General features: G+C 58.1%; 14 protein-coding genes and 2 pseudogenes. 14 read left to right on the top strand and 2 right to left on the bottom strand.

The genetic code is table 11. The features are described 5' to 3' along the window. Nucleotides 1-136 (bottom strand): annotated as a pseudogene (locus tag X771_RS1000000167735) (DNA-binding response regulator); the annotation flags it as partial. Between the two features lie 1,273 nt (nucleotides 137-1,409). Here X771_RS1000000167735 and X771_RS135990 point away from each other — a divergent pair. The 14 genes and pseudogenes from X771_RS135990 to X771_RS1000000167725 form a co-directional block, all read left to right on the top strand. Continuing rightward, a complete protein-coding gene (locus X771_RS135990) occupies nucleotides 1,410-2,195 on the top strand; it encodes a type IV secretion system lytic transglycosylase VirB1 (protein WP_023690643.1) in 786 nt (261 codons plus the stop codon). A gap of 74 nt (nucleotides 2,196-2,269) precedes the next feature. Next, the gene (gene virB2 / locus X771_RS135995) at nucleotides 2,270-2,575 is read left to right on the top strand and encodes a pilin major subunit VirB2 (RefSeq protein WP_023673707.1); all 306 of its coding nucleotides are present in this window, start codon (nucleotides 2,270-2,272) and stop codon (nucleotides 2,573-2,575) included. Further along, complete coding sequence (locus tag X771_RS136000; RefSeq protein ID WP_023673706.1) at nucleotides 2,575-2,901, top strand: type IV secretion system protein VirB3; 327 nt, start codon at nucleotides 2,575-2,577, stop codon at nucleotides 2,899-2,901. The genes virB2 and X771_RS136000 overlap by 1 nt, the downstream gene beginning before the upstream one ends. Beyond that, complete coding sequence (locus tag X771_RS136005; protein ID WP_023690642.1) at nucleotides 2,901-5,270, top strand: VirB4 family type IV secretion/conjugal transfer ATPase; 2,370 nt, start codon at nucleotides 2,901-2,903, stop codon at nucleotides 5,268-5,270. The genes X771_RS136000 and X771_RS136005 overlap by 1 nt, the downstream gene beginning before the upstream one ends. Before the next feature lie 13 nt (nucleotides 5,271-5,283). Next, entirely contained in the window at nucleotides 5,284-5,967 is a 684-nt protein-coding gene (locus X771_RS136010) for a type VI secretion protein (RefSeq protein ID WP_023673704.1), read from the top strand. Between the two features lie 58 nt (nucleotides 5,968-6,025). Beyond that, on the top strand, nucleotides 6,026-6,913 hold the full coding sequence (locus X771_RS136015; RefSeq protein WP_023690641.1) for a type IV secretion system protein: 888 nt from the start codon (nucleotides 6,026-6,028) through the stop codon (nucleotides 6,911-6,913). A 27-nt stretch (nucleotides 6,914-6,940) separates the two neighbouring features. Next, a complete protein-coding gene (locus tag X771_RS1000000167730; RefSeq protein ID WP_081726271.1) occupies nucleotides 6,941-7,099 on the top strand; it encodes a type IV secretion system lipoprotein VirB7 in 159 nt (52 codons plus the stop codon). Further along, nucleotides 7,096-7,809: a type IV secretion system protein VirB8 gene (locus X771_RS136020; RefSeq protein ID WP_023707035.1), complete on the top strand. Its 714-nt coding sequence runs from the start codon at nucleotides 7,096-7,098 to the stop codon at nucleotides 7,807-7,809. The genes X771_RS1000000167730 and X771_RS136020 overlap by 4 nt, the downstream gene beginning before the upstream one ends. Beyond that, nucleotides 7,806-8,690, top strand: coding sequence for a TrbG/VirB9 family P-type conjugative transfer protein (locus X771_RS136025; protein ID WP_023690639.1), 885 nt, complete (start codon nucleotides 7,806-7,808; stop codon nucleotides 8,688-8,690). Before X771_RS136020 ends, X771_RS136025 begins: the two co-directional genes overlap by 4 nt. Next, nucleotides 8,683-9,822, top strand: a complete 1,140-nt coding sequence (gene virB10, locus X771_RS0135580; protein WP_031203435.1) for a type IV secretion system protein VirB10 — start codon at nucleotides 8,683-8,685, stop codon at nucleotides 9,820-9,822. Before X771_RS136025 ends, virB10 begins: the two co-directional genes overlap by 8 nt. Then, the gene (virB11, locus tag X771_RS136030; protein ID WP_023673699.1) at nucleotides 9,806-10,846 is read left to right on the top strand and encodes a P-type DNA transfer ATPase VirB11; all 1,041 of its coding nucleotides are present in this window, start codon (nucleotides 9,806-9,808) and stop codon (nucleotides 10,844-10,846) included. Before virB10 ends, virB11 begins: the two co-directional genes overlap by 17 nt. Before the next feature lie 717 nt (nucleotides 10,847-11,563). Further along, nucleotides 11,564-12,250: a response regulator transcription factor gene (locus X771_RS136035; RefSeq protein WP_023679590.1), complete on the top strand. Its 687-nt coding sequence runs from the start codon at nucleotides 11,564-11,566 to the stop codon at nucleotides 12,248-12,250. Between the two features lie 306 nt (nucleotides 12,251-12,556). After that, nucleotides 12,557-13,093: a DDE-type integrase/transposase/recombinase gene (locus tag X771_RS00305; protein WP_198025870.1), complete on the top strand. Its 537-nt coding sequence runs from the start codon at nucleotides 12,557-12,559 to the stop codon at nucleotides 13,091-13,093. A 172-nt stretch (nucleotides 13,094-13,265) separates the two neighbouring features. Next, nucleotides 13,266-13,424, top strand: a pseudogene (locus X771_RS1000000167725) (ATP-binding protein); the annotation flags it as partial. Nucleotides 13,425-14,256: 832 nt separating this feature from the next. Here X771_RS1000000167725 and X771_RS01000000165650 read toward each other — a convergent pair. Beyond that, a partial coding sequence (locus X771_RS01000000165650) for a TCP-1/cpn60 chaperonin family protein (protein ID WP_031245670.1) occupies nucleotides 14,257-14,544 on the bottom strand: 288 nt, incomplete at its 5' end.

The raw sequence follows: 14,544 nt of genomic DNA, 5'->3' as shown, positions 1-14,544 counted from the left end.
CTGGCTCACGTGAAAGAACATAGTCAAACTGCTTGCTATCGTGGACTGCGGTTACCTTCAGGGCATGCATCGTGAGATACTCGGCGATGAGGCGCCGCATTGCGGCATCATCGTCAATGACAAGAACATGTTTCAACGGCACACCTTCAATCTTGAATCCCCTTGTCTAAACCTGTTGCCGAGCAACCCTGGGGCACCGACCCAGAACAGCTGCTCCTTGATACCACTCGCCGTTGCGTGCGGCCAATGTGAGGCCGTGCTCGTCCTGTTCTTTTCATCCCCAGCGAATTGACCGCACCAAGGCAGCCCGTGGCCACCAGACAGGTCCAAGCGCCGACATGACCCTGCCGTGTGGTCCTTCGCTTTTTCGCTTCGAGCTCCCCCGTTGGTGCAGGCCTGCCAATATCACTCAAGTTCGACCTCATGGATGCCAAGTTTCCTGCTATGCCCTTGCATCCTGGTCATCCTGGAGTTTGCGGACCTGGATCATCTCGATATCCTCCGGCTCGTGGATCCAGCTCGGACATGGTTGAGCAGCGCGGCGTTTGGCTTGATCGGAGAGGCGGTCGGCGGAAGAAGACCGTGATTCGCTGCAGCGGCCTTGTGCAAAATAGTGCGTCTCCTGCCAAGCCGGCTTCGTCCAAGGTGGCCGGCGGCCTCAAATGCTGTTCGGCGACCGGCAGGTCGCCGGTTGCGGTGAACGTCCGGGCTAACATTTCTCAGTTACTGCAACTCCTCCATCTTGAGCGTGTCACTATGCTTGTCCATTGCGCCGTCGGACTCCGTCAATGACGTGCGGTTATCTGCCGATGGGACTGTGCATGATCCACCCTTTGGCGGGGCGGCCGAACAGCTGAACGAGGATCGCACCAGGATGGGCTGCGCCGCCACGTCTTCCCAGTTGACCCTCGCCGCCGCGGATTTGCGCCTTCGAGCCAGCTTCGCGGACGAGCTCGCGTCTCAAGCAATGATCTGAGTGTGCAGGGCCGCGCATGGCTGCTCTTTAAGGACTGGCAGCATACCGGCAAAGTTGGGCCGCTTTATCGCCTTAGTCGATTCCCCACGGTGATCCCGAGCCTGAACAAGCCCGCCAAGCTCCCCATTTTGTCCTTGGCTTGGCGCTGACAGAAGTACCATCCATGACGCCAAAGTCGCGGCCCACACTCCAGGAGCAACGGACGGCCGGGACGGGAGTCATTGTACCAAGATGCTCCGGTCGCTGGCTGATCGGGCCCGCGCCACCCACGCATGCGCAAGATGCTCACCCACGCTGATACGAACACGGTCTTTGCTTCAATTGAAACCGAAAAGCTGAACTTGAACATCACACAGTAACAAACCTCCCCGATAAGCGCGTGCCGGACAGGGCCAGAACCCGTCCGGCGGCTTGGAAAGGTAGGTGATAGGGAATGTTTATTGCAGCTTGGCCGCTGGCCGTCGTCCTGTTGACATCCATGTCACTCCCAGCCGAGCCCGCGCCACTTTCTCCGCGTGAGTTCCGCAGCCTGTCGCGCAAATGCGCTCCCTGGGTTGCGCCGTCCACCCTCGCCGCGATTGCCAAGATTGAAAGTGGCTTTGACACGCTGGTGGCTCATGACAACACCACAGGTGAGCAGCTTCGCTGGATAGACCACCTGGAAGCCACGCGGGGCATCAAGGAACGCCTCGAAGCACAACATTCTGTCGATGTTGGATTGATGCAGATAAACAGCAAGAACTTTGCCATGCTCAATCTTACGCCGGAAAGGGCTTTCGAGCCCTGCGCCTCGCTTTCGGCTGCCGCCCACCTGCTTGAAAGCCGGTATGCCGGCGGCACCACTGCTGTGGCACAGCAACTGGCGCTTCGCCGTGCCATCTCGGCCTATAACACGGGCGACGTCACGCGTGGCTTCGCCAACGGTTATGTACGCAAGGTCGAGTCGGCCGCAAAGGACATCTCAAGTCTCCTTGAGCGAACGCTGGAGCCGACTGCTCGAGATGTGCCGCACCTTGAGGCGCCCGGTCGGAAAGCCGTGCCGCCTCTGCTCCAGCAGAGCCAACAGGCCAATAGAAAGAAACAGCCCAACCAAGATTCTTGGGACATCTGGGGCTCGTATCAGCCAGACCGCTCCGGGGCCGATCCCTCCGGTCCGACAGGCAGCCAGGCTGCGAGAGCACGCGAACCCGCGAACCCGAACAAACTCGTATTCGATTGAAACATGGAGATGCAATGATGACGCCACTCAAGATACTTCGTGCGCTTAAAACGCGTGTTCCTTCGCCTTTTTCCATGCTGCGCATGGCGGCTGAATATGTACCGGCCGCTGCTGCAGGCGCGGCGTGGACGGTCTTCTACAGCGGGCCAGCCGCGGCTCAGGTGACCGGAGGGACGGATCCTGCCAAGATGGTCCAGAATATCTGCACGTTCATACTTGGCCCCTTTGGACAATCACTGGCCGTGCTCGGGCTCGTAGCCATCGGTATCTCTTGGATGTTCGGTCGTGCTTCACTTGGCCTGGTTGCGGGTGTCGTTGGAGGGATCGTCATCATGTTCGGGGCCAGCTTCCTGGGCAAGGCGCTCATAGGCGGCGGCTGATGAGCGACCGGTTGGAAGTGAGCACCCTCTATGTGGCGGCGACGCGCCCCGCACTGTTTCTGGGGGTGCCGCTGACGCTGGCCGGATTGCTCATGATGTTGGCTGGGCTTGTTATCATTATCCTTCAGAACCCGCTCTACGAAATCGTTCTCGTGCCACTCTGGTTCGGAGCACGGCTGGTTGTTGAGCGTGACTATAACGCGGCAAGCGTCGTGCTGCTCTATTTGCAGACGGCCGGCAGAAGCGTGGACGGGCCGGTCTGGGGAGGCGCAAGCGTCAGCGCCAATCCGATCAGAGTGCCGAAACGCGGAAGAGGAATGGTGTAATGTTCGGCGCCAGCGGCCGGACCGAGAGGTCTGGCGAGATCTACCTTCCGTATGTTGGTCACGTAAGCGATCAGGTTGTCCTTCTGGAAGACGGATCGATCATGGCCATGGCACATGTGAACGGTGTGCCCTTTGATTTGGAAGACGCTGAGATGCGCAACTCGCGCTGCCGCGCGTTCAACACTCTCTTGCGCAACATCGCCGATGACAATGTCTCGATATACGCTCATCTTGTGAGACACAACGATGTGCCGGCGCCGGCGCCGCGCCAGTTTCAAAGTGCATTCGCTGGCAGTCTGAGCGAGGCCTACGAGCGTCGTGTGCTGTCGGGAAAGCTCTTTCGCAACGATCACTTCCTCACTTTGATCGTGTCCCCCCGCACCGCAATCGGCAAGATCGGCTTGCGGATTGCCAAGTCCCGCAGACGGAATGAGCACGATCTAGCCACCCAAATGCGGAGCCTGGAAGACCTCTGGCACATCACTGCTGGCGCACTCGGCGGTTACGGTCTGCGCCGGTTGGGCATTCGTGAGAATGGCAACGTGCTCTTCACGGAAATCGGCGAGGCGCTTCGGCTCATGATGACTTGCCGGTTTCTTCCGGTTCCGATGGTTACCGGCTCACTTGGCGCCTCGATCTACACTGACCAGGTCATCTGCGGGAAGCGGGCGCTTGAGATTCGAAGGCCCGGGGATAGCTCCGTCGGATCATTGTTTTCGTTCCGTGAATATCCGGCGACGACGCGGCCGGGCATGCTAAATTCCTTGCTGTCCGCCAACTTCCCGCTTGTCCTGAGCCAGAGCTTTTCCTTCCTCACTCGCCCACAAGCTCATGCCAAACTAAGCCTTAAGTCCAGCCAGATGACGAGTGCCGGCGACAAGGCTCTCACCCAGATCAATGAACTTGCCGAGGCAGAGGACGCACTGGCAAGCAACGAATTCGTGATGGGTTCGCATCATCTGAGCCTGTGCGTCTATGCCGACAGCCTCAATAGCCTTGCAGATCGCGCAGCAAGTGCCCGCGCACGGCTGGCCGACGCGGGCGCCGTTATCGTCCAAGAGGGCATCGGCATGGAGGCCGCATATTGGTCCCAACTTCCGGGGAACAACAGGTGGCGCACGCGCCCGGGGGCGATCACCTCACACAATTTTGCCGGGCTCGTCTCATTTGAGAACTTCCCAAGCGGTTCCAGTTCCGGCCACTGGGGCAATGCTGTTGCGCGCTTTCGCACAAACGGTGGAACTTCTTTCGACTACATCCCCCATGAGAATGACGTCGGCATGACGGCAATATTCGGGCCCGTTGGCAAAGGCAAGACGACGCTGATGACCTTTGTCCTCGCGATGCTTGAGCAAAGCTTGGTCGATCGCAATGGTGCGATCGTCTTCTTCGACAAGGATCGGGGTGGTGAACTGCTGGTGCGAGCCACGGGAGGGACATATCTTGCGTTGCGCAGAGGCGCTCCGAGCGGCTTGGCCCCTCTGCGTGGACTGGACAACACCTCCGCCTCCCGGGACTTTCTGCGCGAGTGGTTGATGGCCCTGATCGAGAGTGACGGCCGTGGTCCGATCTCGCCGGAGGAAAGCCGTCGGCTGGAACGCGGCATTGTTCGTCAGCTTTCGTTCGAACCCCCTATGCGCTCACTTGCGGGCCTGCGCGAGTTCCTATTGCACAGCCCCTCCGAGGGCGCAGGAGCACGGCTGCAGCGGTGGTGTAGAGGGGGGGCGCTTGGATGGGCCTTTGACGGCGACGTGGACGAAGTAAGGCTGGATGCCTCCATTACGGGCTTCGACATGACGCAGCTCCTGGAATATGAGGAGGTCTGTGCACCGGCCGCCGCATACCTTCTGCATCGAGTGGGCGCTATCGTCGATGGTCGTCGGTTCGTCATGAGCTGCGACGAATTTCGATTCTATCTACTCAACCCCCAATTCTCGGCCGTTATCGACAAGTTCTTGCTCACGGTCCGCAAAAACAACGGCATGTTGATACTCGCAACGCAGCAGCCTGAACACGTTCTGGAATCGCCTCTCGGAGCTAGTCTCGTTGCGCAATGTATGACGAAAATTTTCTACCCATCACCGACGGCGGACCGCTCTGCGTATGTCGATGGCTTGAAGTGCACTGCGCAGGAGTTCGAGGCAATCCGCCAGGGAATGGCAATCGGCAGCCGCAAGTTTTTGCTCAAGCGCGATAGCGGGAGTATTGTTTGCGAATTCGATCTTGGGCAGATGCGCGAGTACGTAGCCGTACTCTCGGGGCGGGCCAACACAGTGCGCTTTGCCGACCAGCTTCGTAACCAGCACGGAGACGCCCCAAGTGGGTGGCTCGACAAGTTCATGGCCCGGTACCACGAAGTTCAAGACTGACGGAGGAATATTCATGAAATTTGCCAAACTTGCAGTAACGACCCTTGCTGCTTCCCTTCTGCTTCACGGACAGGCCCGTTCGCAATTTATCGTCAGCGACCCTGTAACAGAAACACAAGCGACCTTAACAGCGCTTTCCAATGCGGCGATCCTTGAGAGGTCAATCGAGACGCTCGCTACCACGATTGAAATGGTGACAATTCTAACGTCGTCATTCGCTGTCACGGGACTGCTAAGCTCACTTAACCAAGGAAATCACTACCCGTCGAGCAATAAGCTGGAGGAGCAGATGTTTGATGCTCGGGCGCCAGCTTCGATTATGGCCCGTAACATTGCGAAGGACCCAAATCGGATAGTCAACGGCACCGATTCAGAAGCGAAACTGTTACAGGGACAAATCGCCGGGGCCGCCAATGCCGCAGCTATTGCAGCCGACACTTTGGGCATGATGGACAAGCGCCTTAAGGATAACGCCGGCACGCTTGGTCAGCTTTCCCGCTCGGGAAATATTATGCAGGCCACCGTGACCAACGGTCTGGTCCTCAAGCAGATTCACGATGCGATGATCCAAAATGTCCAGGCCACGAGTCTGCTGACAATGGCCACTGCACAAGGGAGCCTTCACGCCGTGGAGGAGGCCGCCACGCAGCGTCGCGAACATCAGGACACCGCTAATATGTTTAGCATCCTCCCGTAAACCACACAGAGTTCATCAGGCTCAGCTGCGCTGATCAGGGACACATCAGGCTCACGCCATGAATTTCAAAATTCCCGCGCCATTCACGACTATACACACGATCTTTCATGGGGCCTTCACGTCCGGGCTGCACAAAGTGCTTGAAAACGTCCAAGCGGCGGTCAGTGCGCCTCTGGTTGCGTGTGTCACGCTCTGGATAATAATCCAAGGCTGTCTGGTCATGCGTGGTCAAGTCGATGCGCGCGGGGGTATCTCGCGCGTAATCATGGTGTCGATTGTCGTCGCCCTTATCTTAGGGCAGGCCAACTATCAGCACTACATTGAAGCGCTCTTCGACGACACGATTCCGAGGTTGGCTCACGACATCAGTGGCAGCGACTTGCCCTTCATCGGAATCCCCCAGAAGCTCGATCTCATGTTTGCTTCAAGCCAGTATGTCTTTCAGCTGATTGCTTCCGAAATTGGGCCTATGAACGGCCAGGACATACTTGCTTTCGAGGGAGCGCAATGGATTTTCTACGGCGCGCTGTGGACAGCGTTCGAGATCTACGATGCCGTTGGAATTCTGACGAAGGTGCTCTTGACGATCGGCCCCCTGGTCCTTGTAGGCTACCTTTTTGATCACACTCGAGACATAGCCACCAGATGGATCGGCCAACTGCTCTCGTACGGGCTGCTGCTTCTCCTCCTCAACATCGTTGCAACGATAGTAATCGCTGCCGAAGCAGTCTCGCTGGCAGCCATGCTTTTGATGATCAAATTCTCGGGCACGACAGCAGCCAAGATCATCGGGCTTTACGAGCTCGACATGCTTTTCCTAGCTGGTGACGCTCTGATCGTCGCGCTTCCGACGATCGCCAGCAGCATCGCCGGCGGCTCTTGGGGAGGTGCGAACCGACCTCTTAACAGCCTCAATCGCCACTTTGCCAAAACGGCGGGTGCTTAATCAATCGACAAGCTCGGTGCCAAAAACATGAAATATTGCCTACTTCTGTCAATCCTCGCTTTGGCCGCCTGCAAGACGAGCCATGGGCTTGCGACATGCGCGGGTGCCCCATTCCAACTGAACGTGGGACAATGGGAAACCACCCCTGAGGATCTTCGGGTCGAATGCGCGGAAGAGCCAAAGTGAAAGTTCCTGAACATGCCCTTCTGGTGGAGAGAGAAACGCTAGCCGCCCACTATAAGAAGGTGGAAGCGTTTCAAACTTCACGAGCGAAGTCTGCGCGGCGCCTGTCAAAGGCCCTGATAGCCTTTGCCGCAGCGGCGGTCCTAGGAAATGTTGCACAGGCATTTACCATTGCTGCCATGGTCCCGTTGGCCAAGCTCGTACCTGTGTTCCTCTGGGTCCGGCCGGATGGGACCGTCGACAGCGAAGTGTCAGTCTCTCGACTGCCGGCAACCCAAGACCGAGCCGTCATAAATGCTTCGCTGTGGGAATATGTACGCCTGCGCGAGGGGTACACAGCAGATACAGCCCAATACGCCTATGACCTCGTATCCAGTTTCAGCGCGCCGGCTGTGCGACAGCAATATCAAGATTTCTTCAACTATCCGAATCCCACCTCGCCGCAAGTCACGGTCGGCAAACGCGGCAAGCTCGAGGTCGGGCATATTTCTTCAAACGACATCAGTCCGGACGTTCAACAGATCCGTTACAAACGTACGCTTGTTGTCGATGGGCAGATGCCGATAGTGACCACCTGGACAGCTACCATCCGCTACGAGCGCTTGACGGGTCTGCCTGGGCAATCGAGGCTCACCAATCCGGGAGGTCTACTCGTCGCTTCCTATCAGAGCTCGGAAGATAGCGTATCGAACCTGGGCTATGTGCAGCCATGACAAAAAGAGCGTTTCTCGCGCTGGTCTGTTCACTCTTCTTAACGATGGAAGCGTCCGCGGAAGACACACCACTTGCCGGCAAGCATGATGCGCGCATGCGCTACCTGGCTTACCGTCCTGACGAAGTGGTGCGCCTGTCTACCGCAGTGGGGGCAACGCTGGTTGTCACATTCGCGGCCAACGAGACAGTCGCAGCCGTGGCCGTTTCCAATAGCAAAGACCTGGCTGCGCTCCCGCGCGCCAACTATCTCTTTTTTAAGGCTAGCCGGATGCTCCCGCCGCAGCCCGTCATTGTGCTGGCCGAGAGTGAGTCCGGTACACGGAGATACGTCTTCAGTATTTCAACGAGAGCGATGCCAAAACTCGATGAGAAGCAACCTGACCTATACTACAGTGTGCAGTTCACCTATCCTGCTGATGACGCTGCTGCTCAGAGAAAGGACGCAGAAAGGCGCTCGATTCTTGGTCAGGCCCGGGCGAAAGTGCTGCGCGACGAGAGAGTTCAGGATTTGTTGAATCGGCCCGCCGCAACTACCAGTCCGGACGAAAGCAATTTTCACTACGTCGCAAAGGGCGATCGATCGCTGGCGCCGCTGGAAGTTTTCGATAATGGCTTTACCACCGTATTTGGCTTCGCAAGCAATTCCCGCATACCCTCCCTCTACATTATCAATCCCGACGGCAAGGAAGCCGCTGCCAATTACACGGTCAAAGGAGACTATGTTGAAGTATCCGCAGTCGCCCGGGAATGGCGTCTGAGAGATGGCAATACGGTCTTGTCCATTTTCAACAGGGCTTATGACCCTGTGGGACGAGCGCCAGGGACCGGTACAGTGACACCCGACGTGTGGCGCGTTTTGAAAGGCCCGGCCGATGAATGAAACCGGCCCACAGTCGGGACATGATGTCCATGCCTCAGGATCGATGGTCTCGGAGCCGGCCCGCCGGCATGTTTCGGGATTGCAGAAGTTGGCCATCGCTGCACTTGTTCTCATCTCATCTCTATCGCTCATCTGGCTCGGCGGTCGTCCCAGCACACAAGACGAGCCAACTCAGCCAAAACCTGCAATTGTCGCCGACGCCGAGCCATTCCGCCCCGTGCCGATTGAGATTGCTCCCGAAGCTCCAGCACCCGTACAGGCGGCGCAGGCAGGAGATCCTGCGCCATCCATGCCGCCTCCGGCGCCAGCTGATCCGCCGCCGGAGGAAACACCAATTTTCGCCTACAGTGGCAGCGGTCAAATGCCCAACGACGGTCAGCGGAGCGAAGACAACCATAGGGATGCTCCCGCGACCTCGCATGAGATTTCAGAGGCTGGCGATCTGACGAGGCGATTGAAGCCAGATATACAGGAGCCAAGCCGGGCCACACTTTTGCCGCACCCTGATCTCGTGATTACCCAAGGAACGATAATACCCTGCATTTTGCAAACGGCAGTCGACACAAATTTACCGGGTTATGTGAAGTGCGTCTTACCTAAAGACGTCCGCGGCGCCACCAACAACGTGGTGCTTTTGGATCGCGGGACGACCGTGATTGGCGAGATCCAGCGTGGTCTTCAACAGGGGGATGCGCGTGTCTTCGTGCTGTGGACGCGCATCGAAACGCCTGACCATGCCCTCGTTTCGCTAGCGTCGCCGGGCGCTGACGAGCTCGGCCGCTCCGGAATGCCTGGCACGGTGGATAATCACTTCTGGCAGCGCTTTGGCGGAGCAATGCTCATGAGCGTCATTCAAGGCGCGTTTCAGGCCGCCGGTCAATACGCTGGCAGCTCAGGTGGAGGAAGCGGCATCAACAGCTTCCAGAGCAACGCCGGACAAGCCGTTGACACGACCCTTAGAGCAACGATCAACGTTCCGCCAACTCTGAAGAAAAACCAGGGAGATGCTGTATCGATCTTTGTGGCTCGGGACCTCGATTTCTCAGATGTATACGATCTTAGACCGATCGCCGTGGCGCCAGCCCCCCAACATCGCCAACGCCGGAGAGACAACAATGCGACCGGAGGCTGACCCTCAATTGCGTTTGCTTCTCAACCCTGTTTTGAAATGGCTTGAGGAGCCAAGGACCGAAGAGGTCGCTATCAACCGGCCTGGGGAAGCCTTTGTCCGACAGGCCGGCGTTTTCACGAAACATCCGCTACCGCTATCTTATGACGATCTGGAGGACATCGCGATCCTCGCTGGAGCGCTGCGCAAGCAAGATGTCGGACCGCAAAGCCCCCTCTGTGCGACTGAGCTGCCGAACGGAGAGCGGCTGCAGATCTGTTTGCCGCCCGCTGTTCCCTCAGGAACAATAAGCCTGACGATACGGCGTCCCTCAAGTCGTGTGACCGAACTCAAGGAAGTTTCTTCTCGCTACGAATACTCGCGTTGGAATCAATGGCGGTCACGAAAGGAGCGCCAAGAGCGGCAGGACGAAACGATTCTTCAGCACTACGACCATGGTGACTTGGAGCAATTTTTGCGAGCATGCGTTTGCGGGCGGCTAACGATGCTGCTTTGCGGACCTACTGGAAGCGGCAAAACGACAATGAGCAAGACTTTGATCAACGCTATACCCCCGCAAGAGAGGCTGATAAGTATCGAGGACACGCTCGAACTTGCAATCCCGCACGAGAACCATGTCCGATTACTCTATCCGAAGGACCGAGCAAGCGTAGGTGCGGTGACAGCCGAGCAACTGTTGCAAGCCAGCTTGCGCATGCGCCCTGATCGAATATTGCTTGGCGAGATGCGCGATGATGCTGCTTGGGCCTACCTTAGCGAAGTCGTCTCCGGCCATGCGGGATCAATATCAACGATTCATGGGGCGGATCCGGTCCAAGGCTTTAAAAAGCTCTTTTCACTCGTCAAGAGCAGCCCGCAAGGAGCTGCTGTGGAAGACCACACGCTTCTTGACCTGCTGTCGGCTGCCATTGACGTCATTGTGCCGTTCAGTACCCACGGCGACGTGTATGAGGTGGGGGAGGTGTGGCTCGCCGCCGATGCCCGGCGACGCGGAGAGACAGTAGCCGACCTTCTTAACAAGCACTAAGGCTAGAGCACGTCGGGGAACGGTAAGTCGTTTGTGATACGATGGCGTAATTTGTTCAGATTGAACGTCCACTTTGATTTGAGGGAGGTGGATAATGGGAGGAGGACTGGGCGTAGACCTTCGGTCACAAGTCTGAAGTCTTCGGGCGCCCTGTCGGCGCGGCAAGTCGCGGCACGATTCGACTGGGTGTATCGAGCGCGTCCGCTGAATTGCGCGGGCGACGCTCACCGAGCTGGTGCCGATGCCTGCTTCAAAAGCGGCATCGACACCCGGCAGGTCGTACCCTTGATTTACCTAGCCGCGCTCAATGAATGTCTTCAAAGCCGCCGAACGTGGTTCGGAATGACCGGTGGTAAATCGGGAAGTGCCATATAGGGGATCCTCCTGGTATTGCCTCCAGGGGGTCCTCTCAATGAACAAAGCCGCAACCTGCCCTTGCGACCTCAGCTGGAGTTTGCACGCAACCCATAGGAGGATCGATGCGCAGAGAAATCGCGGGCAGAGTCGGTGGCATTGTGGGCTGGCCGACCGACGGTTTCAGCCCGTCAACAGGTCTTCACGTGTTCCATCCCCGACTATTGCAGGCGTGCGGCTTGCATGCTCCCGCGATAACCCATCGGAAAGAGCGTTACGAACACTACGAAGAGTTGCGCGACTTCCGCTGTCGCCCCGGTCTTACAGCGGACGGTGACCTGTCCGACCTTGATAGGACGTGAAATGCGAACGCTGCTCATTGATCATCATGTGGATCTTACGCGCGCTGTGCGAGTTGCGCTCGGGGATAGCGGTTTTGCCGTTGATGTAGTTGGCAACCTGGAACAGGCGTCGAGGGCATTTTGTTGCGCAACCTATGAAATTCTCCTGCTGGAGTTGGCTCTGCCAGATGGCGATGGCTTGGGCTGGCTGAGACAGCTAAGGAGCAACGGGCATTCAGTTCCAACCCTCATTATGAGTAGCATCAACGATCTCGAGAAGCGGATTGCAATTTTCAACGGTGGCGCGGACGACTTTCTGCTCAAGCCCGTCTCTTTCGATGAGCTCATCGCCAGAATGAGAGCCATTCTGCGCCGGTCGACACAGGTGACCGACCCCATCGTTGTATTTGGCAATCTCAATTTCGATCCGATCGGCCGACAGGTTTCCGTCTCGGGTCATCCTCTGAAGATCGCACGCCGCGAACTATGTATTTTAGAGCATCTGCTTATCCGTGCAGGCCGCATCGTGCCTCGTGCGCAGTTGGAAGATCACCTCTATTCGTTCAACGACGAGGTATCTGCCAACGCGCTTGAAGTCGGAATCTATCGCTTACGTGGACACCTGAGTAGGTCAGGTGCAACGCCACGTATCACGACCATGCGCGGCATTGGTTACATTCTTGAATTGACTGAGGCGGCATCCGCATAGTTGGTCTAAATTGAAAGAACAGACTGCCTGCCGTCGTCAGGTTGAGCTTGTGGCCATAATGGACACCGCGGCCGCCCTTGACGATGGTGTCGGCATGCGGTTCGAACGGCTCTGTCGCAAACCTTTTTGTAAGCAAGCATGGCAAGAAAAACGCCTCAGCTGTGGAGGAGCACGTGATGTTCAAGGGCCGCCATTTCGACCAGTCGGTGATCCTGCTGTGCGTGCGCTGGTACCTGGCCTACACTCTGAGCCTGCGCGATCCGGAAGAGATGATGGCCGAACGCGTTGGAGGTCGACCACTCCACTGTGCATCGCTGGGTCGCCCACTTCTCGCCGCAGCTGCTGGAGCGCTTCAACCGGCGCAAGCGTGTGGTCGGCAGCAAACGAGACGTACATCAAGGTCCGCGGCGGTATCTCTACCGCGCTATCGACATCCTCCGCGATACGGTCGAGTTCTTCTTTAGCGAAAACCGTAACCAGGTGGCGGCCCAACGCTTCCTCCGCAAGGCGCTGACGCGCCATGGCCGGCCGGAGCGCATCGTCATCGACGGCAGCCAGACCAATTACGAAGCAATCCTTTCCTGCGACGCTGAAAGCCGGCTGCGGCAGCGATCGCGGCGACCGCTGAAGCCGATCCGCTCCGCAATAGCCGGCATCTCAACAATCGGATCGAACAGGATCACCGGCGTATCAAGCCGCATTCGATCCATGCTCGGCTTCAAGTCGCATGCGAACGACGTGGTTATCCTCTCCGGCATCGAGATGATCCACATGATGGGCAAGCGACAGGCGAGGTATGCCTACAAGTCTGTCGATCGCTGTTTCGATCTCCTCGCTGCCTGACGGACAGGCCGAAATGGCCGTTCACAACCCCATTTCCAGGTTTGCGACAGAGCCTTTTGTCGGCGTTGCCGGCTTCGAAGGGCCGGTGCGCGCCGAGCGGATCAAGATCACCCCCGGCCACCTTGCTGCGGCCACTCGCCGAGTACGGAGCGGTGGCCGGAGGGAGCTGGTGATGACGACCCTAGATCATGACCTGCTGATCGCAATCCTGGATCGGCTGAAGTTGACGGCGATCCGCGACCAGCTCGACACGCTCATGTCGAGCAAGATCGCGCAGTTCCCGTTTGTCCGCGAACTCGACGGCTTCGGCTTCGACGCGCAGCCATCGGTCTGCTTCAGCCAAACGTATTCATAGGTATGGGACAGGCTGCTATGTCCGCCACCCACGCCTGCTCCGAGGCCCTCCAGGGCAATGGTCTTCGGCGAGGAGGATGAGACGCCGCTGGAGCTCGGGTGCAAGCTGCCACGCCCGCTCCGAGGCCCCACAAGGCCGAAGCGCAGTCGTCGGGGTCACGAGGCCCCTCGGCCACGACGACGAGACGTTGCTGGAGCCCGGTGCAAGGGCTGCCACAGATGGCCTGAACCTGAATCCGCCTTTCTTGAGGCGTTGCGACTATCATCGCGGCGACACGCAGCTCTTGATTTGTGTGCGAAATCCTCAGCAGATCCATCGGGCTGAGCCGCTCAGCAATATCAACGAGAATGTCCAGCGGCAGATCAAGGATACTCAGAGGAGGAAACGCTCTTGAGGCTCAGAGCGCGTCTGCTCCACTATAGATCAGGATGATTCACCGGGTCCTTCAACGCCAGCCGCCGGTTCCGATGAGAGAATTGTCCCTGATATCACGCTCGATGCCCGAGATGGGCGCCTTGCCACGCTCCTCAATGCCCCTCATGATTCACCGCCTATAGCTACCAACTGAATGAATCATCGTGATTGTCGCGCAGCGGAATCCTCAAGGATCGGGCAGTTCGTAGGGGGCGCCGGTTTGACCAGGTTGAGCCCGCGAATTGCTCGATCAGACAAGATCCTAATTCTCGACCATGCGGTGAGGCTCGAACGAGATCCTCGGGACGCACTCCAAGGTTTCGATCATGTTCGGCACACAAGGAAAGGGCGGCATTGCTGCCGCCCTGTCCGCTGTAAGTTGATAGGGGCTGGATTAAAAATCCATACCGCCCATGCCGCCCATGCCGCCCATGCCGCCGCCGCCCATGCCGCCAGGCATGCCGCCGCCGGCCGACTCCTTCTTGGGAGCCTCCGCGATCATGGCTTCGGTGGTGACGAGCAGGCCGGCGACCGAGGCCGCGTCCTGGAGAGCGGTGCGAACGACCTTGACCGGGTCGACGATGCCCATGGCGATCATGTCGCCATATTCGCCGGTCTGGGCGTTGTAGCCGTAGGTCGCGCCCTTGTTGTCGAGGATCTTGCCGGCAACGATCGAAGCTTC

The sequence above is a fragment of the Mesorhizobium sp. LSJC269B00 genome (genome assembly GCF_000502815.1).
Taxonomy (GTDB): Bacteria; Pseudomonadota; Alphaproteobacteria; order Rhizobiales; family Rhizobiaceae; genus Mesorhizobium.
Note: the sequence above shows the minus strand (reverse complement) of the source record. Positions and strands in the feature narration are given on the sequence as shown.

Bases quoted from the DNA above. Each gene is read 5' to 3' on its own strand.
- X771_RS135990 (WP_023690643.1), top strand. From the start codon at position 1,410: ATGTTTATTGCAGCTTGGCCGCTGGCCGTCGTCCTGTTGACATCCATG.
- virB2 (WP_023673707.1), top strand. From the start codon at position 2,270: ATGCTGCGCATGGCGGCTGAATATGTACCGGCCGCTGCTGCAGGCGCG.
- X771_RS136000 (WP_023673706.1), top strand. From the start codon at position 2,575: ATGAGCGACCGGTTGGAAGTGAGCACCCTCTATGTGGCGGCGACGCGC.
- X771_RS136005 (WP_023690642.1), top strand. From the start codon at position 2,901: ATGTTCGGCGCCAGCGGCCGGACCGAGAGGTCTGGCGAGATCTACCTT.
- X771_RS136010 (WP_023673704.1), top strand. From the start codon at position 5,284: ATGAAATTTGCCAAACTTGCAGTAACGACCCTTGCTGCTTCCCTTCTG.
- X771_RS136015 (WP_023690641.1), top strand. From the start codon at position 6,026: ATGAATTTCAAAATTCCCGCGCCATTCACGACTATACACACGATCTTT.
- X771_RS1000000167730 (WP_081726271.1), top strand. From the start codon at position 6,941: ATGAAATATTGCCTACTTCTGTCAATCCTCGCTTTGGCCGCCTGCAAG.
- X771_RS136025 (WP_023690639.1), top strand. From the start codon at position 7,806: ATGACAAAAAGAGCGTTTCTCGCGCTGGTCTGTTCACTCTTCTTAACG.
- virB10 (WP_031203435.1), top strand. From the start codon at position 8,683: ATGAATGAAACCGGCCCACAGTCGGGACATGATGTCCATGCCTCAGGA.
- virB11 (WP_023673699.1), top strand. From the start codon at position 9,806: ATGCGACCGGAGGCTGACCCTCAATTGCGTTTGCTTCTCAACCCTGTT.
- X771_RS136035 (WP_023679590.1), top strand. From the start codon at position 11,564: ATGCGAACGCTGCTCATTGATCATCATGTGGATCTTACGCGCGCTGTG.